The sequence below is a fragment of the Gorillibacterium sp. CAU 1737 genome, assembly GCF_039888655.1.
Lineage (GTDB): Bacteria > Bacillota > Bacilli > Paenibacillales > NBRC-103111 > Gorillibacterium.
Genome location: NZ_JBDQQO010000001.1, coordinates 444,437 through 468,819, shown reverse-complemented (window position 1 = coordinate 468,819; position 24,383 = coordinate 444,437). Strand labels below are relative to the sequence as shown.

Below are 24,383 nucleotides of genomic sequence, written 5' to 3'. Positions count from 1 at the left end.
CGAATCATTTCCGCTTGCCGCCGATCAACATCCTTAACGAATCCGGGATCATGCCAAACCAACGGACCGTCCAAGCCTCCTTCGGCCTTCTGGCCTCCCGTGCTTCTTTACGCTTTTCCTTGGGTGTATCCATATAGATCACGACTCGCTCGGTAATGTATTTCACAAGATCGTCCCGCTTCGATGCCATCCGTTCACCTCCATTTGGTATAAGCATTCCCGGAGGAAGAGGGTTTTATGCCCGCGCGATTCTATGCAAGAGCGAGAACGAGAAAAAAAGCCTGCTGGAAACGCGCAGATCACAGCGCATTCCAGCAGGCTATTTAGGTAAGGGCGATTTTAAATCTTCTCCGGTGCGGCCAGTCCGATCAGGGCGAGGCCGTTGGCGAGCGTAATTTGGACGCTCTTAACGAGCGCAAGACGGGAGGCGCGAACCGCGGGATCGTCCACGAGAATCGGGCATTCGTGGTAGAAGCGGTTGAAGGCTTGGGCGACGTCGATCAGGTAACGGCTGATGATGGACGGCTCCAGCTTCACCATCGCCTGTTCGATCCGTTCGCTGAATCGGGACAGCTCACGCAGCACCTCGACCGCTTCCGTGTTCAGCAGCTTACTCGGATCGAGAGCGCCCTCCGGCAGCTCGGTCGATTCCGTTCCGTTCGCCTTGCGAAGAACGGAGCAGAGACGAGCATGGGTGTACTGCACGTACGGGCCGGATTCTCCTTCGAAGTTGAGGGCATCCTCCCAAGAGAAGACCACGTCCTTGATGCGGTTGGCAAACAGGTCGTTGAAGATAATCGCGCCAACGCCAACTTGACGGGCGACCTCTTCCTTGTTCGGCATGTTCGGATTCTTGCTCTCGATGATCTCGCGGACCTTGTCAATCGCTTGCAGAAGCAGGTCCTCCAGCTTGATGACGTTCCCCTTCCGGGTGGACAAGCTGGCTCCTTCCAGGCTGACACGGCCAAACGGTACGTGAATCATTTGATCCGCCCAGTCATAGCCCATCAGATCCACGATCTTGAAGAGCTGCTGGAAGTGCAGGTTTTGCGCGTAGTCCGTCAGATAAAGAGACTTCACGAAGTGATAGGTATTCTTGCGGTACAGAGCTGCGGCCACGTCGCGGGTATGGTAGAGCGAGCTGCCGTCCTTCTTCAGCATGAGCGCTGGTGACATGTTGAACTGATCCAGGCGAACGAGCATGGCGCCGTCGTCTTCTTCGAGCAGGTTCTTGCTCTTCAGCTCCTGGATGACCGGGTCCATCTTGTCATTGTAGAAGCTTTCGCCCGCATACGATTCGAATTCCACGCCGAGCAGGTCGTACATCTTCTTGAACTCGTTCAAGCTGATTTCCACGAACCACTTCCACAGGCGGATGGCTTCCTCATCGCCATGCTCAATGCGAACAAACCAGGCGCGCGCCTCATCTTCGAGGGCCGGGTCTTTTTCCGCTTCATCATGGAACTTCACATACAGACGCAGAAGCTCGTCGATTCCATCGGACTCCACCTTGGCTTCATTGCCCCAACGGGTATACCCGACGATCAGCTTGCCAAATTGCGTTCCCCAGTCGCCAAGGTGATTCACCCCCACGACTTCAAAGCCGAGGAAGCGGTGGATCTTCTTAAGCGAGTTACCGATCACGGTCGAACGCAGATGCGCGATGTGGAACGGCTTGGCGATATTCGGGGACGAATAGTCGATGACAACCGTTCCGCCTTGCCCGAGGTTACGGGCTCCATACTGGGCTCCAGCCATCAAAATTTCGTCAACCTGCTCCGAGACAAAACGCGTCTTGTCGAGGAAAATATTCAAATAACCGGATACCGAATCCACGCGTTCGAAGGCTTCGTGCGTGAGGGTTTCCTTCAGGCCGTCCGCAATCGCTTGCGGGGATTGGCGAAGCGCCTTGCTGAGCTTGAAGCAGGGCAAAGACAGATCGCCCATCTCCGGATTCGGCGGATATTCCAACAAGTCACGGATCGCGCTCTCTTCCACGCCCTCCACTTGAGCGGCGACGAGATGGCTGACCAATTGTTTATAGCGTAGCATAGCCTTCCAACTTCCTTTCATCATCCTTATAAAAGAAAGCACCCCGATGGGGTGCTTTGACTTATGTATGGCACCAGGAGACCTTCACAATCTCTCTAAAACCTTACTCCATTCGCCTGAAAATGTCAAGAATGACGCGGCATGAACAGACAAGAGATAGGCTCGGAAAACAGCTTTATCAAATCTTTAGAAACACCTTTTAGGATGAGAGTGTAGCAACAATCAACCGATAGGTAATCATTCCAAAGGAGGAACACCTATGTTATCAAAAACCCATCTGAAAAAAGGAGCTTTTGCCCTTCTCTCGACGCTGCTGGTCCTGGGCTCAGCCTCTTCCGCAATGGCAGCAAATCCTGCAAAGAAGCCGCCTGCCTATGCACACGAGATCAAGTCCTTGAGCGGAGAGGATTCCAGCGATTTAGAGTTCTTAAAGCCGCTCCTGGAGGGGAAGACCGTGGTCAGCCTCGGCGAAAATTTTCATCGGGTCGCCGAATATTCCAGTCTGAAGACGAAGATGATCAAATACCTTCACGAAGAGCTCGGCTTCGATGTCATCGCCTTTGAATCCGGGCTTGGCGATGCCGAATTCATCAATCGGCAAGTGGAGCAGTTGACTCCGTTCGAGGCCATGCAATATTCCGTTATGCCGGTATGGCATTCCACGGAAACACTGGAGCTGTTCAACTATATCAAAAAGACGCGCTCAACGGACAACCCGCTGCAATTGGCGGGTTATGACAACCAGTACACCTCTCCTATGCTATCGTATGGCATCAGCGATTTTGTTTCGCGAGTGGACAAGACATACGGGGAAGCCTTTTTGAAACGGGACCTGGAAGCCATTACGGAGTTTTACGAGGTGCTGAATGAATATGGGATGCCCAGCGATGACCCTACGTACACAAAAAAGATGAAGGCCGTCATCCAGCGCTACGTGCCCATGTACGAAAACTACATTCAGTACATAGAGGAGATGCGAAAGCGGTTTGAGAAGGCCAGCCCGAATGACTCAGTGCTCATCGATGTGGTCCTGAAATCGCTGCATGACCGGATCCGGTTCATAGAAGACGGCTTGATCAGCGACGTACAGAAATCCTATGAATCGCGTGACCGGGAGATGGCGGAGCATGTGGAATGGCTGACGAAGGTAAGGTATCCTGGCAAAAAAATCATTCTATGGGCTCATAACGATCATCTAGCCAAAAACACCTCCCAAATCAGCGTGCTGGAGAACGACAAATGGGGGAACAGCTTTACCAGTATGGGAGAATTGCTGCACAAGAAGCTGAAGGATCAGGTATACGTGCTCGGGTTTTACATGAACTCCGGTAAAACCGTGTCGATTACCACCATGAAAGAATTCTCTGTCGGTCCGATGCCAAAGGGCTCTCTGGAGCACACCGTAATGCAAATGGGATATAAGAATACCTTTATCGATCTATCCGGGCAAAAGAAGGAGGATGAGGCAAACCGTTGGATGTGGAGGCCGATTTACGCCGCGGAAGATGGCATGACACGCGAGGTCATTCTGCCAAATTCCATGAAATTCATACCGAGGGAACAGTTTGACGGGCTCGTCGTCATCGATCAGATCCATGCTCCTACTCTGATTGAAGAAGTCGCGCAGGAATGAATCAAGGGTAGAGCAGACGCCTCCTTCCCGTTTCTTAAGGAAGGAGGCGTCTTTTTTCTATTTTACCGCATTCTTTACACTTGGTCCACGATCAAGGACCTTTTCCGTCAGTGATCCCGGCTCCCCCTATACTGAGAATCGAGCAAGGGATTACCATTCTCCATTGAAGGACGGGATTGTTCCATGAATCTGCTTCGTCGTAACACGCTTTTCCGCCGTATGCTGCTTTCCGACGCCATCTCGATCATAGGAGATTGCATCTATTACCTTGCACTCATGACTTACGCCAGTCAGCTCCCCAATTCTGCGCAAGCGATCTGGTGGGTATCGCTGTCGGAGACACTGCCGGGTGTCCTCCACCTGTTCCTCGGGGTCTACGCCGATCGCGTCAAGAGACGGACCCGACTGTTGCTCCACACGTTTACGCTTCGCATGATCTGCTACCTTGCCGTCGGCGTTCTCATCGGCTATGCGCCTTCTATGGCCATGATCGCTGTCATCGCCCTTCTGAACTTTGGATCGGACTTGATCGGCAAGCTCGCATCGAGTCTGGCCGTTCCCTTATATGTTCAAGCGGTCAAGGATGATGAACTGGAGGAAGCAAACAGTTGGCGATCGGCGATCCAGCGCATCGTAATCGTGGTCTCCCAATTCGCCGGCTCCTTCCTCATTCTCCTCTTCAGCTTTCGGACGCTCGCCTGGCTGAACAGCGCAACCTTTGTTGCAGGCGGCTTCCTCTTGCTTACCGTTGCTAAACGGCTCATGAAGCTGGAAGATGCGATTCCTAAGAAAGCTCATGATGAGAATGAAGTGGCGCCTAGGACTTCATACTGGGGGGACCTCCGGCAGTCCTTCCGGCTGCTCTATCAGAACAAGCGCATGTTCTTTCTCGTTCTTCAAGTAACGTTGATCAACGCCGCCCTCTTTCCGTTGAATGCTCTCTTTTCCATGGCCTCGGCCGCTACCGGCGCACCCCTGATCCGCAGCTTCTCCTTCACTCTGGCTCTGTTTGCAACTCTTGGCTCCGTCGGTGTCATTCTGGGGAATGTCGTCTCAGCCAAATGGATGAAGGAGACCTCGCTCATGAAGATCATCGGCTGGAACTACGCAGCGGTGTTGGGCTTTTGCATCGGGCTTTGGACCGGTCAGCTTTACCTGACTCTGCTTATGTATCTGATCGCCTGCGCTTGCGTCGGGGCACTATCGCCGAAGTATGGGGCGATGTTTGCACGGGAAGTGGATCGCCGCCATCTGGCCTCGATCTCCGGTGTGTCCAACACCCTTGGCAATATCGGTGGCCCGCTCAGTCAGATCCTCATCGGCGGAGCCGCGTCCACTCTCTCCCTTCCCGCAGGCGCAGGAGCCCTTTCCCTGCTTGTGGTGATCGGGTTTCTCTATCTCCTAAAGGGCACCTTCCGTCAAGCAAATCAGACAACGGAAAGAGAAGCCGTCGACAAAAATCCCTCTTGTGATGGAAATCCTTGACGAAATCATTCGCATTTTATATTTTCTGGTAGAGAAGGTACACGATAGAAGGAGGTCCAACGAGGTGAATCTACTCCTGGATCCAGCAAGACTGAATGATTTGTATGAAGCGTACGCGGGAGCGATCGTCGATATGATTCCGGAAAAATGGAGCCGGCTGCTTCTATACGGTGAAATTGCTCCGGGAGTAGCGAAGCAGTTTTTCTTTTACTATCCTCAAGACAGCAAAGAACCCATTCATTGTCACGACATTCCCGAGCTCTTTCACTTGAACCAGAATGCATTCGACGATTATTGGTACCGTTCGGTGGATGTGCTGCGAACCCTTCACAAAGAATGGGAAGCGAGCGGAGAATCGGCTTGGACCAACCTAACCCTTTCCTTGGATAGGACAGGTCATTTCAAGATCGACTACGACTATTCAGATTTGTCCCAAGCCGACGATCACAAGAGAACCATCCTCTGGTGCTACAAGCATTTGGGAGAGACTCCCTCGCATCCGCACGACAAAGCCTTCCTGGATAAGCACTTGGCGAGTGAAATCGAAGGAATGACCATCAAGGAGGAACGATTGAAGGAACTTCATGATGCGTACGGTTTCGCGCTCCGTCAACTTATTCCTGAGGAATGGAGCACGGTTTCCTTGTACGCCGAAGCCTACGAGAAGAGCCTCAATCAATGGTTTTATTACACAACGGCGAGTGACAAGACGCTGGTTAAAGCCCAAACCATTCCAAAACGATGCGCCATAAACCCGGAAACGTTCGACGAACTCTGGCAGAGTGCCCTAACCCGCCTGCAAGAACTGTGGGAGGAGTGGGATACGACCCCTCAACTCACCTGGACCTCCCTAATCCTGCACATGGACAATACGGGTGCCTTGAAAGTGGAATATGACTGCGATTATGAACCCCTGTATACGCTTAAAGAACCGCAGCGCATTCTCCTATGGGAGTACAACCAGCTGGGCAAGCTTCCGACGAACAAACGCGACCAAGCCTTCCTGGATAAATACTTGGCCAAGACAGGTTCGTGAACCAAAAATAAAAGCAGGGCCCCGTAATGAAAGGGGCCCTGCTTTTATTTTACCTCGTACCGAATTCGAATCTGCTCGAAGTGAAGTCGGCAGTCCTCTTCTTCCCGGCGAAACGCGAACGTTCGATAGACACCCGCTACCTCTTCCACAAGCTTGCTTCCTTCCGCCACCCTGCCGTGCGCCGCATGGTGGAGCGCTTCGCATAGCTTGGCATTGAGCATCTGGTGCAGATAAGCTTTGGAATGCGGAAGCTCCCGTATGCATTGCAGCCATTCATCCCCCTCCGCCCGCTTCCCCTTCTCGTAGCAGGAGGAGGTGTAGTTGGTCAGAAGGTTGTAGATCCTCTCCAAATAGCCGGGATACTCCTCATAACGCAACAGGCTGCGGTAACAAATGCGGATCAGCTCGCTTTGCGCTTCCTCCTCGAACAAGTAATAGAAGCTGGTAAAGAGATTGGTTTCTTCCAAAGACCAGGATTCCTTGTCGAGCAAATAACGCGTCAGGAATCGCTTCTCCGCTTCTGAGCAGGGTGCACAAGGAGCCTCACTGTCTGCCGTCTGCTCGTGCTGAAACGCACGAGCCAAATAGGCAACCACTCGTCCAAAGTCCGCGCGATCATCCCGATGCTCCCGATACAGCCTGTCTAGCGTTCGTGAGTTTCGGTTGTTTGCCGCTTCGGCGAATTGCCTCCATAGGGAGGTGTGTTCCGAGTTGCGATATCCCCGTTGAATGAAGTCAAACTCATTCCAGCTCACCCCTACTCGCTCCAGTACTTGAATGAAATCATGCAGGTTCAGCATGGATCGGCCTTGTTCGAAGGAGATCGCAAAGCTTTTGGCGACGATGCCGGTGTAAATCTGCTTCTGTGGAATCCCCTTCGACAAACGAATGCTTCGAACGGTAACACCGGGATGATCCATGCCCTTTAGACTTCCTTCAAGACGAACAGAGCGCTGCGATAGTCCCCTTCCAGCATCGGAAGCGGCAAGCCCCAGTGCATAAGCTCGTCTCCGCGAACGACTTCACCGGTGTGACTGATTTTGTATGCTTTATTAGGATCGAGCCCCTTCAAACGCAGACGCTTCAGCGGCGGGTTCGGCTCGGCGAGTACCTTGAAATAGGCGGCAAACGCTTCGTTCTTCTCTTCGGAGACGAACATCCATGCCGTTTCGGTTCCCTCGAACGGACTGAGCAGGCGGTAGAACTCTCCTTGCTGAATGAGTGAACGCAGCTCCTTGTAGAGAGCCACTTGTTCACGGATCAACTCCCGGTCTTCCTGGGGAAGCTTCGAAAGATCAAGCTCGTAGCCAAAGTTACCGGACATTGCCACATGGCCTCGCGTTTCAAGCGGAGACATCCGGTGCACTTGATGGTTCGGCACGGCGGAGACGTGGGCGCCCATCGCGCTTGCCGGATAGACCATGCTGGTTCCGTATTGGATCTTGAGCCGTTCCACGGCATCCGTATCGTCGCTGGTCCAGGTTTGAGGCATGTAATAGAGCATGCCGGGATCGAAGCGGCCGCCGCCGCCCGAGCAGCTTTCAAACAGAACATGCGGGAAGCGGGTAACAATCCGTTCCAGCACTTCGTACAAGCCGAGAATGTAGCGGTGAGCCGTCTCTCCTTGGCGATCAGCCGGAAGAAGGGCCGAACCGATCTCGGTCATGTTGCGGTTCATGTCCCACTTCACATACGTAATCGGAGCCGAGTCCAGCACAGCACTGACCGCCTCGACGATGTAATCCTGAACGTCCTGGCGGGAAAGGTCCAGCACCAGCTGCTGGCGAGCTTCCGTCCGGGCATGGCCGGGCACGTGCAGGCACCAGTCCGGATGCTTGCGGTACAGGTTGCTGTTCGGAGATACCATCTCCGGCTCAAACCAGAGGCCGAACTCCATTCCAAGAGCAGTCAGGGATTCACCCAGCTTGCCGAGTCCTTCCGGAAGCTTCTTCTTGTCGACGACCCAGTCTCCAAGGGATGAGTTGTCACTGTCCCGCTCACCGAACCAGCCATCATCCAGAACAAAGAGCTCAATGCCGAGTTCGTGGCCCACGCGTGCGATGTCCAGAATCTTCTCCGCGTTGAAATTGAAGTAGGTCGCTTCCCAGTTGTTGATCAGAATCGGGCGGGTCTTGTCCCGGAACTGACCGCGGCACAGCCGGGTGCGATACAGCTGATGGTACGTGCGCGACATGCCGCCGAACCCTTCGTTCGAGCGGACCAGCACGGCTTCCGGCGATTGGAAGTGGCTTCCCGGCTCCAGGGTCCATTCGAAGCCGAACGGGTTGATGCCGATCTCCGCACGGGTCATGCCATATTGATCTACCTCTGCCTGCGCGAGGAAGTTCCCGCTGTAGACCAGGCTGAAGCCGTATACTTCACCGTGCTCTTCTGTTGCATCCTTCGATGATAGGGCGAAGAACGGGTTGTGTTGGTGGCTGCTGGCTCCCCGCTTGCTGTCTACACGATGAAGGCCCGGAACGAGCGCTCTCTTGTAGACATGTCGTTCGCGGGTCCAGGTTCCCGACAGGTGAACGAAATCGAGGTCCGTTCGATGCAGGTCAAGGGATGCGCTCAGCAGTCTCGTCAGTACGACGCGCTCGCTGCCATGATGCTCGATGCGAACCGAACGGGTGATGACATCCTTGTCGGCATAAGCCGTATAGAGCAGGATGGCCCGCAACCCTGTCTTCGCGTCCTCCAGAACAAGTTCGAGCGTCTCCGCTTCTTCATCGGTTTCAGCGTAAGTCGCCGGCAAGCCTTCCAACTGCGGCTTCCCGCTCGCGATCTTATATTCTATATAGCGGAAATCCGAAACGACGGTTCCGTCCGCGAGACGAAGCTCGATCGCCGGTTCCCGGAAGTCTCCGTTCCCGTATGCCGGAAATTCGCTCGGCAGGGTGTCGCGGGAAATGGTCTTGTCCTCTGCGGACACGTTCGGGCTGAAGGAGCAGCGCTCGATGGTCACGAGCGGATGGGTGGACGATACGCGCTCCACCTGCGGTCCCCAATAGAGATGGACCGGAAGGCCCTCTTTAGTAATCTGCAAAATGTAGCTGGACGATTTGGATTTCAAGTGAAACGTCCGAATAGCGGGATCATAATGGATCGTCATGTTGTCCTCCTGTTATGGGTTCATGGATTTATGTCGTGCAATCGCTTACGGAAAGCGCCTCCGTTTTGGAAGTTCACAAAAGGGAGACCGTCATTTGTCCCCCTCTATCTTACAATAAATTCGCGCCTGCACCTAGAGCGGGTTTTGGCTTTCCTTGGACAGGATCATGCAGTTGTGAGCAACGGCCACCCGACCTCCGACTTGCCTTAGACAAGCCTTCCCCTCCTCTGAACCTAGCGCATGGGTTAGCCAAGCCAATGCTCAAGCGAGTCCAGCTTCTGCTTGAAGATCACCGCTTGTTTTTTGATTTCCTGCTCATTTTGCGAGGCAAGCACGTTCTCGAAGGCAAAAACAAGCCGGCCGATATAATCGCGCTTCTCATGCAAAGCCTCCTCGTACAACCGCTCGCCCCGTGCCAACAACAGGCGGTTTTCGCTGCGATCACGCGGGTGGATTTTTAGATGACTCAGCTCCTCGAGGCGGGCTTTGATTTGCTCGGGAGAGGATTGCCCGGGGCTTTTCTCAATGACCATTGTCTTCTTCTCCCCGGTCTTGACGGTCGTCACCTCGACCTCCAGCACCCCGTTGATGTCGTAGGTATACCGAACGTCGATGCTCTGCTCCCCGGCTGGAGCCGCTTGGATATGGATGTCGAGACTGCCCAAGTGAACGTTGTTCTCTACCTTGCGGCTTTCCCCTTGATAGATATCTACCTCCAGTTGAGTCTGATTGTCCCGAACAGTGTATAAGCGCTGGACCTTGCTCACAGGAATCGGAGTATTCCGTTCGATAATCGGAAGGAAATGACCGCTCTCATACTGATCGGGCTTAACCGATCGCACGACACTGGTTCCCAGCGAATAGGGACAAACATCCGTCAAGATCATTTCCTTCAAGCTCTTGTCCCGATCCTTGAGCGCGACCTGAATGGCGGCTCCCAGTGCCACTGCCTCGTCCGGATTGATTTGCGAATAAGGAAGCATGCCGAACATACGGCTTACCACGGACTTGACGATCGGCATGCGGGTTGCTCCTCCGATGAGGATGACAGCATCCAGATCATTCGGCGTGAGCGACGCATCGCGAAGAGCTCGCTCGATCGGGGTTCGCAGCCGAAGGAGCAGGGGGGAAACCAATTGTTCATATTGGAGCCGGCTTATCAAGAGTTGCATCGTTTCTCCCTGATAGGGGAATGTCATTTCCCCAGCCGGCTCCTGGCCCAGCACCAGCTTGCACTGCTCTGCCTGCTTTGCCAGAGCGGACTTTTCTTTGCTGGTCAAGGAAAGGTAATCCAGTTCATGCTTCTCAGTAAAATGGGTTATGAGCAGATTGGTGAAATCTTCCCCGCCCAGGTAATTGTCCCCTGCAATCGACTGCACCTGCATCACGCCTTCAAAGAGCTCCAGCACCGAGACGTCGAAGGTTCCCCCGCCTAGATCGAAGACAAGAAAGCGAGTCTCTGATTCTTCCTGATGCAAGCCATAAGAGACGGCGGCAGCCGTAGGCTCGCTGATCAGCCTCTCCACATGCAGCCCTGCAATTGCGGCTGCCCGCATCGTTGCTTTGCGTTGTGCATCATTAAAGTAAGCGGGAACGCTGATGACCGCCTCCTCGATGGGCTCCTGCAGGAATGCCTCCGCATCCTCCTTCAAGGAGCGAAGGATGAACGAAGAGAGGTCCTCTGGCGTAAAGGTATGACCTCCAAGATGGTATTGCTTATCGGTGCCCATAAACCGTTTGAACGCGGACACCGTCAAATGTGGATGTGTGATCATCCGCTCCTTCGCAATCTGACCGATGAGGAGTTCATCGTTGTCATCCAGGCTGACAACGGATGGAGTCAAACGCATACCCAGGGAGTTGGGGATGATGACCGGCCCCCCCTCGCTCCAATAAGCAACCAGGCTGTTCGAGGTTCCCAAATCAATTCCGATTTTCGCCATACTGAGTCCTTTCCATGGATCGTTTTATAAGCAATATCGGCAAATCAAAGGAAGTTTTTGACTCCATTTCAGAAAAATTCTCATCTTTCGATAAAACTTAGGGGATCGGTTGTCGATAACTACTAACGAAGCAAATGCAGTCGTTGGTCCGCGGGGGGCCGACTGCCTATTTCAATGAAGAAGGTGGAATGAACCGATTGTGAGCATTTGGACAATACTGGGCCTTGATCCAACAGAGGATACATCCCTCATACGCAGGGCTTACGCAAGCAAGCTGAAGATCCATCATCCCGAGGATGATCCAGAAAGCTATCAACGGCTTCGGGAAGCTTTTGACGAAGCCATGAGGCTGGCCAAGAGCGGATTCCTTTCGGAGGAGGACGATTCGGACTTCGATGAAAGGGATTACGAAAAAGAGGCTTATGAAGATGAGGATTACGAAGAAGAAGCGGAGGATAGGGAGGTAGATGCTGACACGAGCGATCCAGATGACGCCGCACCAGAGACCGATTGGCTGGATTCTCTCTTTGTATCGAACAAAGATGAGCGTCAGTCCTCTCCGCCGGAGATCGTCGTCCCGCCTCAATCCGCGCAAGTTGCTAAGGAACAAACGGAGGCCTTTCTGAAAAAGGTACAGGACCTGTATGCGGACCCTGCCTCTCGTTTTTCCATGGACAAATGGGTTCACATCCTCAACGACGAAGCCGTTTGGAGAATAGACGATACCCAATCCCTTACAGAACGGTTACTGACTTTTTTCAACGAGCACTATTTCCTTCCGGATGAGGTATGGGCGATGCTGGACAACGCCTTCGGCTTCAAGGAGTTGATGGAGTCCGATCTGGAAGCGTACATCGAGAGATTTCCGAAGGTTTGGGAATACAGCGTGCTGGGCTCGGCTGCCTCTCGCCTCGGATATTCCACTCTTCCATCATTAGAAGGAGGCGATCTGGAAGCGTACCTTCATCAGCGAGAGAAATTTGTTACCGCCCTGATCGAGCAGAACCTGGAGGCTGCGTACAAAGCCTTAACCAAGGTTCTTCCCGTACAAGAGTCAAACCCCATCCTGCTGTGGCTGATGATGCAATTCTATCGGGACAATGGAGACCGGGAAAAGGCGCTGCGCATGTGCAGCGAAGCGATCCAGCTGAATCCGGGAGATAGGGACCTCCCCCTCCTGCGTGCAAGCCTGCTGATCGATCTAAACCGCGCTCAGGAAGCACTGGACCGGCTGAAGCCGCTTGAAGCGTCATCCGCAAACAACCTGCAGTTCCTTTCCCTGCTGGGAAAAAGCTATCTTCAACTAGAACAACTCGAAGCGGCACGCGACGTGTATGTCCGGATGCTCGCCCTTCAACCGGGAGACGCAGACGCCCTTGTCGGACTGGCCAAGGCAGACGCATTTCTTCTTAAGAAAAGAGGAAGCGATAAACCAAACCGCAAGCGCGTTCAGCAGATCCATAAGGAGTGGGGCAAACAGCCCTTCCTCCCTACCCTTCGCAATGCGTTTCGATTCCTGTTTCGAAGGAAATTCCTTATCTCGCTCATTATCCTTCTGCACGTACTGATGAGCATCACGCTTCACAAAAGCGTGGAGATGTCTTTCTCGGAGTACATCCACTACATATATGCAAAGCCGGAGATCCCTCTTGTCGAGACGACCGAAGAGCTGAAGGCCATTGCGCCTGGCAGCGCGGTTCGTCTTCACGTCACAAAGGGGGCCTACACCGGCATTATCGAATTAGAGGAAAAGGGTACGGACGGGAAGAAGCGTTCCGTGTTCGCCATGCAGGAAGAAGCCAAGGAAGCGGGAACCTATGACGACCTGGAAGGGTTCTTATCCCGCGCCGTCTTCGAGGACACGCCCCTCATCCTGCTGACGAACTACAAGCAATCCCGCACCATCTATGAAAAGAAGGGGACCCTGGAGATCAAAGCAGTAGTTCAGGATCCTTACTCGGCAAAATGGAGCGAATTCCGAACGTATCTGAACAGCAATTCTCGCTTTCCCGGAGGCCTGGCTGAAACCACCGTCTTCCTGAACATGAGGGACAAGATCAACAGCGGCTTGATGGAAGTGGATTTCCCGATATCCGTTGGGATCTATGCCGCATCCCTCATGCTCCTGTACCTGATTTTGTTGAAGGCCTACATCATGAATTGGTCGTACATCCGCTACCGCTAACCACAAGGAGGGTTGCATTCATGCCCCAATCGCTATATACCATGAAAACCAAATGGGAGCCTTTCGCCCATGCCATGCTCGCCTTTTTCCCGAAGGGTCCGGATGCGGATTACTTTATCACGAACCCCAAGAGCATATTTCGAAATCGTTACGGCACCTTGAGCCTGCTCGATCGCATGGCGGGAATCGATTCTGCCTCCGGCCTATCCCAAGATTTGGAGTGGCGAATTTCCACAGGGATCCGCCATGAGTTCTCAAAGATCTATCGGGAATTGGAATGGCTCCCGGAGGCCGAACGAATGCAACGGATCGAAGCCATCACCCACAATCCTCTGCGGGAAAAGTATACCGTTGCCAATCATTATCTAAGAAGAATGCCTTCCGGAGGGATCGCAGCCTTCGACGCTACTTACAGTGTCTTCTATAGCATGGCCGGCGAACGGTTGGATTGGTTGACTGCGGACGAGACTTGGACATTGATCGGCCGCTCCGTTCACCTGGCGCAAAGCCACTATACCAATTGGTATGACTACTGCACGGGATTCGTAGCCGGCTTGGATTTCACGTTTCCAACGCAACTGCAGGATAAGAAAGAACGAGAGCAGCGATTAAGAAGGCTGCTTGGGCTCTCCGGCAACCTGTTGAAGGATGAACTCTTCCCGGATGTAGCCCGTGATGCTGAAGTTCGATTATCCTGACTGCATTCTTCTTCAGATTACTGAACAGGCAAGGGAGGGCTGTCCAAGCCCGCCCCTTGCCTGTTCGATCTTGCTACGAATAAAAACAGCAGGTTCATCTGAGCTGCATGAGCTCTGATGAACCTGCTGTTGTGATGTAGTGCGGTCAAGAGGACTTGAACCTCCACGTCATTGCTGACACTAGAACCTGAATCTAGCGCGTCTGCCAATTCCGCCATGACCGCATAACTTCCGCCGCTTGGGTAACCGCTTTGTTTCATTCGGTGTCTCTTGCGGACAAAAAGTAATATACCACGGACGCAAGTTTGATGTCAAATCTTTTTTTGGACTTTTTTTCTTGCCATTTTGCAGGAATTTCCCTTCTGTCATTATCTTGCAACTTGGATAAGAATGGGTTACAATGAAAGCAAACATACGAACGGAGGTTCGCATTATGGCGCTGAGCGCAATTGATCTGACCCGTCCCCCTGTTCCCACTTCCGCCGAGCAGCAATTGGTAAAGCACTATGTCCTCCTCCCCGTTCTGCTTACCCAGCTCCAGCAAGACCTCGATGCGATCCATGCTTCCACCATCCGCATCAGTCTGCCTCATGTTGTCGTGCTGCAGCGCATGATGGACTCGGTTCGCGTGGATCTCCGGCGCATCCGAGCGAACCTCGGACTGGCCGGAATTCGGATCTATTCCGAGGAACGAGGGGAGGAAGGCCTCTCCTGCCGCTATGTGTGCCGCGGGTATCGAGAAACCTTCCGTTTGTCCCGTGAGAATGTCGCCACCGAGCTCGGCCTGTTAGCCGGTCATTATATCGATGCCCGTTCTGCCTCCCAAGGCTGAACTTGATAAGTACGATCCAGCTTGAGGACGCGTCGGTTGAGTTTCTTGATCAACAAGAACTGATCGTCCCAAGCCATTACATAGCCTTTTACATCATTGGCCGGATCCGAATCACGGATGACCCTCACCCGGGTTCCTTCCAGCCGGTATTGATCCAATTGCTCGTTGCTGATCATGAAGCGGTCCTCCTTCTCGATGATGGTCCGCCCTTATTATCGCTCATAGCCAGGATGTGGTGCAAACGGCGGATGAAATGGGTATAGCCATTTCATCCGGGCCGGAGCACATTGACTTGTTCCTTTGGGTCTCTTATACTCAAGAGAGTAATGGAAAGGGGAAATTTTGATGTCGGTGAGTGTTCTTAACTAATCCAATTGGATACGGGTTGAAGTCGTTTGTAAGGCTGCATGGCAAGAGAAAAGGAACCTTCGGGACGAAAGTCTCTCCGGTTACCCTTCTGTTTGCGTGTATCCTGCGACGCTTCCCCATAGTTAAGAACAGCAACCCTCACCCGGCCGTTTCCCGACCGACCCAGGACCCTGCTGCCGCAGGGTCTTTTTGTATTCTTTTTTAGCGTTCCAATGGGTGTGCATGGCTAGCCGATGCACGACTCGAAGGCTTCTTTTCCATAGCCGCGTGAACCGCTAGAAGAGCTACAGGGGCTCGTTATACGGAGACATGGAGTGACGCAGCTTGCGTTCTCCATGTCTTTTTTGCGTGGTCCGGCTGTTTGATTTTCCCCAACGCCATCCCATTCATAATGTAGGAGGAATCCCATTGAATCCCGAAACCTTGCAAAAACTCGAGTATGACCGCATCAAACAAGACCTGGTGGAGCTTGCCGTTACGTTTGCCGGAAAGGCCAGACTTGCCGAGCTTGCTCCCCTCCAGAATGCAAGGCTGGCAGAGGACGCCATGCAGGAAGCGGAGGAAGCGATGAGGGTGGCCTCACGAAGCTCAGGCCTCCCCCTCCCCTCCCTTCAAGGAATGGAAGCTCCCCTCTCCCTCATGGGCAAGGGGTACATCCTCAGCCTGGAGGACCTCGGACACATCGCTTTGTTCCTTCGAGGAGTCGGCCAGTGGAAGCGATACATGCTGCAAAGAGAAGACATCGCCCCGCGCATCGCCGGTTACGCCCGGTCCTTGTATGAGCTCAAGTCTCTCCTCGAAGAGCTCGACCGGTCTATCCTCTACAGCCAGTTGCTTGATTCGGCCAGCCCGGAGCTTGGCAAGATTCGCAGGCGGCTGAGAACCGAGGAGGATCGGCTGAAACGCCGCATCGAAGCCCTTATGGGCAAGTACCGCAATTATCTGCAGGAGCCCTTGGTCACCAAGCGCGGCGATCATTACACCCTGCCGATCAAGAAGGAATACCGCAAGCAGGTTCCTGGGACCGTACTGGATGAGTCGTCCAGCGGCCAAACCCTGTACATCGAGCCGAGCGAGCTTGCCTCCATCCAGTTCGAGCTTTCCGCGATTCGAGCGGAGGAAGCGGTAGAGGAGGATCGGATTCGCAGCCTGCTGACAGGCTCGGTGGAGGCGAACCAGACGGAAATCCGCCTCAATGTGGAGCTTATCGCCCATTACGACTTCGTGTTCGCCAAGGGCAAATACGGCCACCGCCTGAACGGCCGCAAGGTAAAGATGAACGAAACCGGGCGCATTCGCCTGATCCAGGCTTCGCATCCGTTTCTCACAGGCAAAGCCGTCCCGCTCCATCTCTCGATCGGCGAGCATTATCGCGGGCTGATCATCACCGGACCGAATACAGGCGGGAAAACTGTCACGTTGAAGACCGTCGGTCTGCTGACCCTGATGGCCCAATCCGGTCTCCTGGTTCCGGCCTCCGAGGACAGCGAGCTATCAATCTTTCGTCTGGTGGAAGCGGACATTGGAGACAATCAGAGCCTCGACGAATCGCTCAGCACCTTCTCCGCTCACATGAAGAACATCCTGAACATGCTCCAGCAATCTGACGAGCGCACCTTGATCTTGCTCGACGAGCTGGCGGCGGGAACCGATCCCGGCGAAGGGGTCGGCTTGTCCATCGCCGTTCTTGAGGAGCTTGCCCGGAGAGGGGCAGTCATCTTGGCCAGCACCCACTTTGGGGAAATCAAAACCTTTGCCGCCGATACCCCAGGCTTCGAGAATGCGCGCATGGAGTTCGATCCGGAGAGCCTTCGCCCTTTGTATCAGCTCACAATCGGAGAGGCCGGAAGCAGCTACGCCTTTCAAATCGCGTCCCGTTTGGGCATCCCCGACTCCGTGATTGAACGCGCTCGCGAATGGTCTGCGCGAAGAACGCCACCTATGATCACCCTGAACCCGGAGAGCACCGAGAGCACACCCCCTCCACTGTCCGCATGCTCTTTGTCGGAAGCTTCCGCCCCCAAGCGGTCGGCGGCACCCGGCCATCCCTCGCCTCGCCAACCCGGACCAACGGCGAAGAAGCCTCTGAAACGCCCGGAGACGGAGAAGGAAGGCCAATGGAAGGTGGGAGACCGCGTCTTCATCCCTCACTTGAAGCAGTCAGGGGTCGTCGTTCGTCTGGCGGATGAAAGAGGAAATCTTCTCCTTCTGGTCAAGAAGGAAAAGCTTCTGGTGAACCGGAAACGCATCAAGCCCTTCATCGACCGCAAGCACCTCTACCCGGAGAATTATGACATGGACATTGTGTTTGAGTCGAAGGAGAACCGAAAGAAGCGAACTCAGCTGAGGAAGCACCATGTGGAGGGCCTTACCATCGAGACACCGGACGACGATTGGAAAAAGCTGCACTAAGCCTCGCATGGGCGCGAATGCAAAAAAAGCCCGGAAGACAAAACGAGAATCCGTTCGTCTTCCGGGCTTTCTCCATCTTAGAGAATGACCTGCATTCGCAAGCCTTAGCTTACATGCTCTTTGGAATCGTTCGTTTCGTACCAGCAGTCCAAAACCTTGCCGGACATGACTTTCTCCCGGACATACTCGGCTTGATGGGCGGAGAAGCGGCTGTCCCACGCAATGTCCAGCTCTTCGCAAAGCTTGACGATGGTGAGCAGCTCCGACCAGGCTACGTAGCGCTTGTACCAGAAGAATTGAGGGTGCTCAATCATATAGGGATACAGATCGTCGAAATCCGTGTGTTTGCAGTCAAGGGCCCGCTCGAAATGCACTTTGGCATCTCCCAGCTTCTCCAGCATGTAGTCGTCAGAAAATCGTTCATTCCCCACAGGCGGTGCCTCCTCTCTCTATGACGCTTCCCCTTATTATAGATGAAAAGAATCGGGGGCGAAAGGGTACATTTTCCCTCCAACTACTCCTCCATGATGATGCGATCCGCCTCGAGGCGGATGATTTTAACCAGCGAAACCAGGCGTACCCCGAGCTCGCGAATCGTTCTTGCCCCTTGTTGAAAATCCTTCTCCACGGCAACGCCGAAGCCCACAATCGTGGCTTCTGACTGTGCGATAATGCGAAGAACCCCTCGGGCTGCATCTCCGTTTGCGATAATATCATCGATCACCAGCACTCGATCGTCCGGCGACAAGAACGACTTTGAGATCATGAGATCGGTCACGATTCCCTTCGTAAAAGAAGGCACGCGTTCACAATAACAATCCTGATCCGTTGTCAGCGTTTTTTTTCGTCGGGCAAACACCATCGGGACCCCCAGCTCGCTTGCCGTTGCGAAGGCGATCGGAATGCCGGAGGATTCGATGGTCACCACCTTGGTCACCCGCTCCTCGCGAAACCGGCGAGCGAACTCCCTCCCCATCTCATTGATGAGGGCCGGATCCACCTGATGATTCAACACGGCATCCAGCTTAAGCACATCGCTTGACAGGATCACACCATCCCGGCGGATTCTTTCCTTCAGCAATTCCATGTCCAACCCATCTCCTTGCAGCCAGCAGCGCATCAACTCTTTTCCGTATGAGCGTGGATGAGCCGCTAGTTCAATTTTCTTTCTATCATAGCAAAGTTTCGCCATTTATGTTTCGAATCTTTTGTATCCGTCGAACCGATGCGATTTACAAAAAAAGGATGTGAAAAATGTCTAATTCGCAACGTTTTCCATTAAGAAATCGTTTATAATAGGAGGGGATTGGATAGAGAGAGATTTGGAAAGGATTGGACCCTCCATGAAACGTACGATGAAAAAAGCCTTGTCCCAGCTGCTGCTGCTCGCCATGGCCATCATGGTCGGCTTCTTGACCGGCTATGTGGCAAGCCCAGGCGATCTTCATAAAAATCGACAAACCCCTGCTCAAAACTCGCCATCTTCAGACCCTGCTCGCAATACAACCAAGAAGGGTGATTCCGATGCGGACAAGGCGAGCTCCGAGAAACAGCCGTCGAGCGAACAGATGACTTATTCCCACGAGCACCCTGCCCTTATGTCCGTTACCTTGAAGGACACGGTCAAGGAAGTCACTGCCCGTTATGGAAAGCCTTACAATCAGTATGTGCTCGCGGATGATTCCGATCCGGTAACGGTGTACGATTACGCTCAATTCTCCGTCGGCTTTGACAAAACGAACCGCGTCCGGTACGTGGAGATTAACGGCAATGCCGCCGATCCCGGGTTAGGCGGCTTGCGTGTGGGCGAATCAGGCGCCAAGGCGCTCCAGGCTCTTGGCCAGCCGGACAGCAACACCGGGTATGTCATCACCTATTGGACAGACGAGAGCGTCTTGAAGCTGGACATTGATCCCGAATCAAACACCATCGAGTCCATCAAGCTGTTTGACCGTATGGATCTGTAACCCCGTTTGAGTATCCTGGTTCCGTTCCTACATAGGCAAAGCCCTGTCTTCCCCTCATGTGGCTGTTCCCACAGGGAAGGACAGGGCTTTTTCTGCTTATTCCTTGCATCGCATACGAGCGAAGCGATCGATGGACGGGAAGACAAGCACATAGTTTCGGCCGACGGGACATACCTTGGTAGCAAGGAAGCCAAGGAAGGACGTGCAGCTTCATGCGCAGGCTCGGTCAAATTCTCCAGGTCGCGTTTACGTATGTCGGCACCATCGTCGGAGCCGGCTTTGCTTCCGGCCAGGAGATTCTGCAGTTTTTCACTCGGTACGGCTGGCCGGGCAGCCTTTCCATTGCATTGGCGTCCGTGCTGTTTATCTGGCTCGGAACCCGACTCATGCTCCTGGGCTACGACACGGGAGCTGAATCTTATGAGGACTTGAATCGCCACTTACTCGGACCTCGGTTAGGCTCCGCCTTCAGCCTGCTCCAGATGGGCGTGCTGCTCGGCACCTCCATGGTGATGGTGGCAGGAGCCGGCTCGCTTTTTCATGAACAGCTAGGCCTCCATGTCCAGACGGGCATCCTCCTGACGCTTGTCCTCGGCTATGTCGTCCTTCGACGTGGAATGAACGGCATCCTGTCGATCAACACCGTTGTCGTCCCGTTCATGCTGCTCTATGTAACCCTGATCTTCGTGGGAACGCTGCCGCTGCCGACTGCGGGCAACTGGCTTACGCAGCCTGCGGATTATCCGCTCCTCAAGACCGCCTTGGCCCCGCTTCTCTACACGGCGTTTAACCTCTCTACGGCGCAAGCGGTGCTGGTTCCCCTCGGGAATGCCTTTGCTGACCGGAAGGTTCTTCTCTACGGCGGCGTGTTAGGAGGCCTGTTGGTGGGGCTCATGCTGTTTGCCGGCCACATCGCCCTATCGGCGCGCATGCCCGGCATCGTTCAGTTCGAAATCCCGATGGCCCAGCTGATCGATCGGTTTGGCCCTCTCGTGCAGCTGATCTACAGCGTCGTCATCTTCGGGGAGATCTTCACCACGGTGGTCGCCAACGTCTTCGGCCTCTCCCTCCAGGTGAAGCCCCGTACTCGCTTCTCTCGCCCCGTCATTCTTCTCGGCATTCTCCTGCTCTGCTACGGGGGAGCTCAATTCGGCTTCAGTTCCCTTCTCTCTCTGCTCTATCCCTTATTCGGGGTGCTCAGCCTGGGCTGGATCTGGAAGCTGATGCGCCGCTCCAGCCTCACGGCTTAGCCCAAGAGCCAGCATCAAGCGGATGTACAGGTACCCGAAGCTGAGCAGGAAGAGGGCAAGGCCGCTGAGCAAATACCCGAGATGATAATCCGGGAACAGGCTGCGATCTCGGAGAACGGCGATCACATCGACAAGAAGGAACAGGAAAGCAAAGGCCGCTGGAAACAGGAGCAGCGCATCCGCCCGATTCCAACGGAGCAAGACACGCTTTCTCTCGGCGGAATCCCTCCACGCAAGGGAACGCCCCCCTTTGTCATTGGAGCGAAGGGTGATCAGCGTTCGCAGGGCAAGCAGGGAAAGAACGAGAAAGATCAAACCAACCAAACCGCCAAAGGCGGCCAGTAAGGTAAACATAAGGATGCCTCCTTTAGGAATAATGGATCAGGGCATAAAGCCAAAAAACGGTGACGGCCACGATGACAACGGGAGTCGTTATCAAGAGTCCCATAAGGACGCTGGACGGAGGCAAAGTCAACTCTTTTCCGGCAAACCGTGCTACCGTGAGAAATGGGGACTTCCCTTTGGAGACCCCGGTGGCGGCTGCCTTCGAAGCAGAGGTCGATTTCTTGTCCTCCACCGAACGGATCTGAGCGGTCGAAGAGGCATTTGGAGTTTGGATCTTGCCGGTTTTTCGACCGATCCGATACGTAATTTCCCTGGGTATCGGCTGCTTGGCAGACGGCTTCTCCGGGGGCAAGGACGGCGGGGCCATGGGCATCTCTTCTTTCGTCATAGGGTCGATGGGACTCTCTCTTCATACTAGCTAAGGCGTAAGATCGTGGCAATGCTTCTTTTGATCCGCAGGGGAAAACAGCGTATAATTCTCACCAAACAACGGATTAGAAGCCATCCGGGAGCTCATTCGCACCACATCCCCTTGAGAGGAGAGCAATCCACCCATGAAAAAGACAGCACTCATCACCGGCGGAGGTCAGGGCATTGGACGAGCGCTTGCCGTCTCGTTCGCGGAGAAAGGATACTCGGTGTCCATCTGCGATGTGGACAAGGAAGCGGGGCTGGAGGTCGTCAAGCACATCAAAAGCTTTGGAGGGACGGCGATGTTCCTTCGGGCGGATGTGGCCGTGGAGGAGGATGTCCATCGCTGGGTGCAGCTTACCCTTCAGGAGCTCGGACGAATCGATGTTTTGATCAACAATGCCGGCATTTCCCGCAACCGCTCCTTTCTCGATTTATCCGTTGGAGAGTTCGATCAGGTCATGGGCGTCAACCTGCGCGGGACTTTTCTGTGCTCTCGCGAAGCCGCGAAGGTGATGAAGGAAATGGGAGGAGGCAGTATCCTCAACCTGTCCTCCACCCGCGCGCTGATGTCAGAGGCGGGGACGGAAGCCTACTCCGCGTCCAAGGGCGGCATTCTCGCCCTCACCCATGCGACGGCGGTCAGCCTCGGGCCCTTCGGCATCCGCGTCAACGCCGTTAGTCCCGGCTGGATCGAGACGCGAGACTGGCAGCATTCCGCGCACGCCAGCATCCCTCAGCATAGCGAGCGGGACAAGCTCCAGCATCCGGTCGGCCGGGTCGGAATTCCCGCCGATATCGCCGGGTTGTGCCTCTACCTCGCTTCGGATCAAGCCGAATTCATCACCGGGCAAAACATCGTGGTCGATGGCGGCATGACGATTAAGATGATCTACGAAGAGGATGAGTAAGTCTCCCTGCATGGACAGACAAGGAAAGGCTCCCGCAGTCGGCAATAAAGCCGCCTGCGGGAGCCTTTTTGATTCAGGATGATGCTGGACGGAGAAGCCGGTGGAACGAAATCAAACGGGATTCGCCGCCTTGCGAATCAGCCCTTATCCCCTTCCGGTTTCGGCTTGCTGGAATAGTGATCGTACACCTTCACCAGCTGTTTGATGACCCGGTTGAGCGAATACGCTCGCTTTGCCTTCTCCTGGCCCGAGCGGGCGAGGTTGTAGCGGAACGTAGGGTCCAGGATCAGCTTTTCCAATGCGGAAGCGAGGGCGGCGGCATCGTTCACCGGGACGAGCAGGCCGTTCTTCCCGTTCTCAATCTGCTCGGGGATACCCCCTACTTCGGTGCCGACGACGGCGAGAAGACAGAGCGCCGCTTCCGCATAGACGTTCCCGAAGGCTTCGGCGCGCGACGGGAGAACAAAGATGTCAAAGAAGGGCATAAACTCTTCCGGGTGGAGCATGTAGCCGTAGAAGATCGTATCCTCGTAGAGGTTGAGCTCGGCCGCCAGCTTTTCCAGCTCCGTTCGTGAAGGGCCATCCCCGATCATGTGCAGCACGAAAGGATGCCCCTTTGCCTTCAGCAAGCTGCAAGCCTGTAGCAGAACGTCCAATCCCTTCGCGGGAACGAGCCGACAGACTGTGATCAGCTGCGGCACAGCGTTCTCATGCGGAAACGGGCGGAAGCGGCGTTCATCGAAGCCGTTCGGGATAACCCCGATGCGTTCCGGGTCTTGTACATACTCGCCCAGGTATTGGCGGAATGCGCTTGACACGGTCAGAATCTGATCGCACCGCTCCTCAATCTCCCGATAGAGCGAGGTGAGGAACGCATGCTCCTCCCCGCCCTCGCGAATCCGCTCGTTCAGGATCAACTCGCGCTCATAGCTGGAGTGGATGGTGACGATTACGGGAGTGTCCGGGAACGCTTCCTTCATCGCCAGGGCGACAATCGGATGGTGGGCATGGATCAAGTCGAAGGTCGGCTTCAACCTCATGCGCGTCCACCACAAGTAGTCCTTATAGGTTTGGATGTATTTTTCGATGATAGGGTTGCCCGCATAGATCGTCCAATCGAAGGTGGAGAAGACGACCGGGGCCGTTCCCTTGTTGCGAATCCGCTTGGGGAGCGAGAACAGCTCCATCTCCCAGCCTTTCTTGGCTGAGAATCGTTCCTGAATGTACGGTACCATCGAGGATACCCCGCCCGGTTGTTCGGGTGGAAAAAACAAAGCTTGTAAAATGTTCACATCGGTTTCCCCCATTCAACTCGCGTCCTGACCCGTCTCATTTGCTGCCTCTTCGGTTGGGAGGGCATTAGGCAAGTGGAGCACAGTCTGGCTGCGCCTCCTCGCCCATCTTGTCGAGGAATAGGACCATCGGCAGGTTTGGGCGGCAGCGTCCATATTCAAACACTGCTCATGAGGCGCGGAACTTGTCGCTCCCTCTATTGTACCTTTGTTCCGGTGAAGCTGAAAAGGGCGGATTGCGGGGGTCATGCGGATTTTCCGGGATTGCGGCTGAATGTTGACAGAGGGCTGGATTTTTCGGAAGGCTGTGTTATACTGGGGAACAATCGAATCGATCGGCTGGAAAAGCTGAGAAGAGAAAGAGTACCTGCACGGCTAAGCTCGCCAGAGAGCCCCCGAATGCTGAGAGGGGGCAGCCCACGCCCGCAGGGAATATGGTCTCTGAGC

The 24,383-nt window shown here is 54.3% G+C and carries 21 protein-coding genes and 1 tRNA gene; 10 read left to right on the top strand and 12 right to left on the bottom strand.

Going from position 1 to position 24,383, the window contains the following annotated elements; genetic code table 11:
- Window positions 1–4: 4 nt before the first annotated feature.
- A complete protein-coding gene (locus AAFN83_RS02195) occupies window positions 5–190 on the bottom strand; it encodes a YqzE family protein (protein WP_347766711.1) in 186 nt (61 codons plus the stop codon).
- A gap of 149 nt (window positions 191–339) precedes the next feature.
- On the bottom strand, window positions 340–2,052 hold the full coding sequence (argS, locus tag AAFN83_RS02190; RefSeq protein WP_347766710.1) for an arginine--tRNA ligase: 1,713 nt from the start codon (window positions 2,050–2,052) through the stop codon (window positions 340–342).
- 259 nt (window positions 2,053–2,311) lie between these two features.
- On the opposite strand from argS, the gene AAFN83_RS02185 reads away from it, so the two are divergent.
- The 3 genes from AAFN83_RS02185 to AAFN83_RS02175 all read left to right on the top strand — a co-directional run bounded on the left by AAFN83_RS02185 (window position 2,312) and on the right by AAFN83_RS02175 (window position 6,206).
- On the top strand, window positions 2,312–3,685 hold the full coding sequence (locus AAFN83_RS02185) for an erythromycin esterase family protein (RefSeq protein ID WP_347766709.1): 1,374 nt from the start codon (window positions 2,312–2,314) through the stop codon (window positions 3,683–3,685).
- A 183-nt stretch (window positions 3,686–3,868) separates the two neighbouring features.
- Window positions 3,869–5,170: an MFS transporter gene (locus tag AAFN83_RS02180; protein ID WP_347766708.1), complete on the top strand. Its 1,302-nt coding sequence runs from the start codon at window positions 3,869–3,871 to the stop codon at window positions 5,168–5,170.
- 64 nt (window positions 5,171–5,234) lie between these two features.
- Window positions 5,235–6,206, top strand: a complete 972-nt coding sequence (locus AAFN83_RS02175; protein ID WP_347766707.1) for an immunity protein YezG family protein — start codon at window positions 5,235–5,237, stop codon at window positions 6,204–6,206.
- Between the two features lie 44 nt (window positions 6,207–6,250).
- Here AAFN83_RS02175 and AAFN83_RS02170 read toward each other — a convergent pair whose 3' ends face one another.
- The 3 genes from AAFN83_RS02170 to AAFN83_RS02160 all read right to left on the bottom strand — a co-directional run bounded on the left by AAFN83_RS02170 (window position 6,251) and on the right by AAFN83_RS02160 (window position 11,264).
- Window positions 6,251–7,126, bottom strand: coding sequence for an Rgg family transcriptional regulator (locus AAFN83_RS02170; RefSeq protein ID WP_347766706.1), 876 nt, complete (start codon window positions 7,124–7,126; stop codon window positions 6,251–6,253).
- 5 nt (window positions 7,127–7,131) lie between these two features.
- Window positions 7,132–9,321 carry an alpha-galactosidase gene (locus AAFN83_RS02165; protein ID WP_347766705.1) on the bottom strand — a complete coding sequence of 730 codons (2,190 nt, stop codon included), beginning with the start codon at window positions 9,319–9,321 and terminating at the stop codon, window positions 7,132–7,134.
- Between the two features lie 245 nt (window positions 9,322–9,566).
- Window positions 9,567–11,264: a molecular chaperone HscC gene (locus AAFN83_RS02160; RefSeq protein ID WP_347766704.1), complete on the bottom strand. Its 1,698-nt coding sequence runs from the start codon at window positions 11,262–11,264 to the stop codon at window positions 9,567–9,569.
- A gap of 199 nt (window positions 11,265–11,463) precedes the next feature.
- Between AAFN83_RS02160 and AAFN83_RS02155 the strand changes: the two genes are divergently transcribed.
- A complete protein-coding gene (locus AAFN83_RS02155) occupies window positions 11,464–13,449 on the top strand; it encodes a J domain-containing protein (protein ID WP_347766703.1) in 1,986 nt (661 codons plus the stop codon).
- A gap of 20 nt (window positions 13,450–13,469) precedes the next feature.
- Window positions 13,470–14,147, top strand: coding sequence for a DUF1266 domain-containing protein (locus AAFN83_RS02150; protein ID WP_347766702.1), 678 nt, complete (start codon window positions 13,470–13,472; stop codon window positions 14,145–14,147).
- 140 nt (window positions 14,148–14,287) lie between these two features.
- Here the strand turns inward: AAFN83_RS02150 and AAFN83_RS02145 are convergent.
- A tRNA-Leu gene (locus tag AAFN83_RS02145) sits at window positions 14,288–14,371 on the bottom strand.
- 209 nt (window positions 14,372–14,580) lie between these two features.
- Here AAFN83_RS02145 and AAFN83_RS02140 point away from each other — a divergent pair.
- The gene (locus AAFN83_RS02140; protein ID WP_347766701.1) at window positions 14,581–14,979 is read left to right on the top strand and encodes a YhjD family protein; all 399 of its coding nucleotides are present in this window, start codon (window positions 14,581–14,583) and stop codon (window positions 14,977–14,979) included.
- Here AAFN83_RS02140 and AAFN83_RS02135 read toward each other — a convergent pair.
- On the bottom strand, window positions 14,946–15,155 hold the full coding sequence (locus AAFN83_RS02135; protein WP_347766700.1) for a hypothetical protein: 210 nt from the start codon (window positions 15,153–15,155) through the stop codon (window positions 14,946–14,948). The two genes, AAFN83_RS02140 and AAFN83_RS02135, sit on opposite strands and share 34 nt — an antisense overlap.
- Before the next feature lie 601 nt (window positions 15,156–15,756).
- Here AAFN83_RS02135 and AAFN83_RS02130 point away from each other — a divergent pair.
- Window positions 15,757–17,760, top strand: coding sequence for an endonuclease MutS2 (locus AAFN83_RS02130; protein WP_347766699.1), 2,004 nt, complete (start codon window positions 15,757–15,759; stop codon window positions 17,758–17,760).
- Between the two features lie 104 nt (window positions 17,761–17,864).
- Here AAFN83_RS02130 and AAFN83_RS02125 read toward each other — a convergent pair whose 3' ends face one another.
- Window positions 17,865–18,191 carry a hypothetical protein gene (locus AAFN83_RS02125; RefSeq protein WP_347766698.1) on the bottom strand — a complete coding sequence of 109 codons (327 nt, stop codon included), beginning with the start codon at window positions 18,189–18,191 and terminating at the stop codon, window positions 17,865–17,867.
- 83 nt (window positions 18,192–18,274) lie between these two features.
- A complete protein-coding gene (locus tag AAFN83_RS02120) occupies window positions 18,275–18,847 on the bottom strand; it encodes a xanthine phosphoribosyltransferase (RefSeq protein WP_347766697.1) in 573 nt (190 codons plus the stop codon).
- A gap of 256 nt (window positions 18,848–19,103) precedes the next feature.
- On the opposite strand from AAFN83_RS02120, the gene AAFN83_RS02115 reads away from it, so the two are divergent.
- Both AAFN83_RS02115 and AAFN83_RS02110 read left to right on the top strand, forming a co-directional pair.
- Window positions 19,104–19,727: a hypothetical protein gene (locus AAFN83_RS02115; protein WP_347766696.1), complete on the top strand. Its 624-nt coding sequence runs from the start codon at window positions 19,104–19,106 to the stop codon at window positions 19,725–19,727.
- A gap of 212 nt (window positions 19,728–19,939) precedes the next feature.
- Window positions 19,940–20,977, top strand: a complete 1,038-nt coding sequence (locus tag AAFN83_RS02110; protein ID WP_347766695.1) for a YkvI family membrane protein — start codon at window positions 19,940–19,942, stop codon at window positions 20,975–20,977.
- Here AAFN83_RS02110 and AAFN83_RS02105 read toward each other — a convergent pair.
- Both AAFN83_RS02105 and AAFN83_RS02100 read right to left on the bottom strand, forming a co-directional pair.
- On the bottom strand, window positions 20,912–21,331 hold the full coding sequence (locus AAFN83_RS02105) for a hypothetical protein (RefSeq protein ID WP_347766694.1): 420 nt from the start codon (window positions 21,329–21,331) through the stop codon (window positions 20,912–20,914). The two genes, AAFN83_RS02110 and AAFN83_RS02105, sit on opposite strands and share 66 nt — an antisense overlap.
- 13 nt (window positions 21,332–21,344) lie before the next feature.
- Entirely contained in the window at window positions 21,345–21,689 is a 345-nt protein-coding gene (locus AAFN83_RS02100) for a hypothetical protein (protein ID WP_347766693.1), read from the bottom strand.
- Between the two features lie 187 nt (window positions 21,690–21,876).
- On the opposite strand from AAFN83_RS02100, the gene AAFN83_RS02095 reads away from it, so the two are divergent.
- Window positions 21,877–22,644 carry a glucose 1-dehydrogenase gene (locus AAFN83_RS02095; RefSeq protein WP_347766692.1) on the top strand — a complete coding sequence of 256 codons (768 nt, stop codon included), beginning with the start codon at window positions 21,877–21,879 and terminating at the stop codon, window positions 22,642–22,644.
- A 137-nt stretch (window positions 22,645–22,781) separates the two neighbouring features.
- On the opposite strand, the gene AAFN83_RS02090 is transcribed toward AAFN83_RS02095, so the two are convergent.
- Window positions 22,782–23,936: a glycosyltransferase family 4 protein gene (locus tag AAFN83_RS02090; protein WP_347767361.1), complete on the bottom strand. Its 1,155-nt coding sequence runs from the start codon at window positions 23,934–23,936 to the stop codon at window positions 22,782–22,784.
- Between the last annotated feature and the right edge of the window lie 447 nt (window positions 23,937–24,383).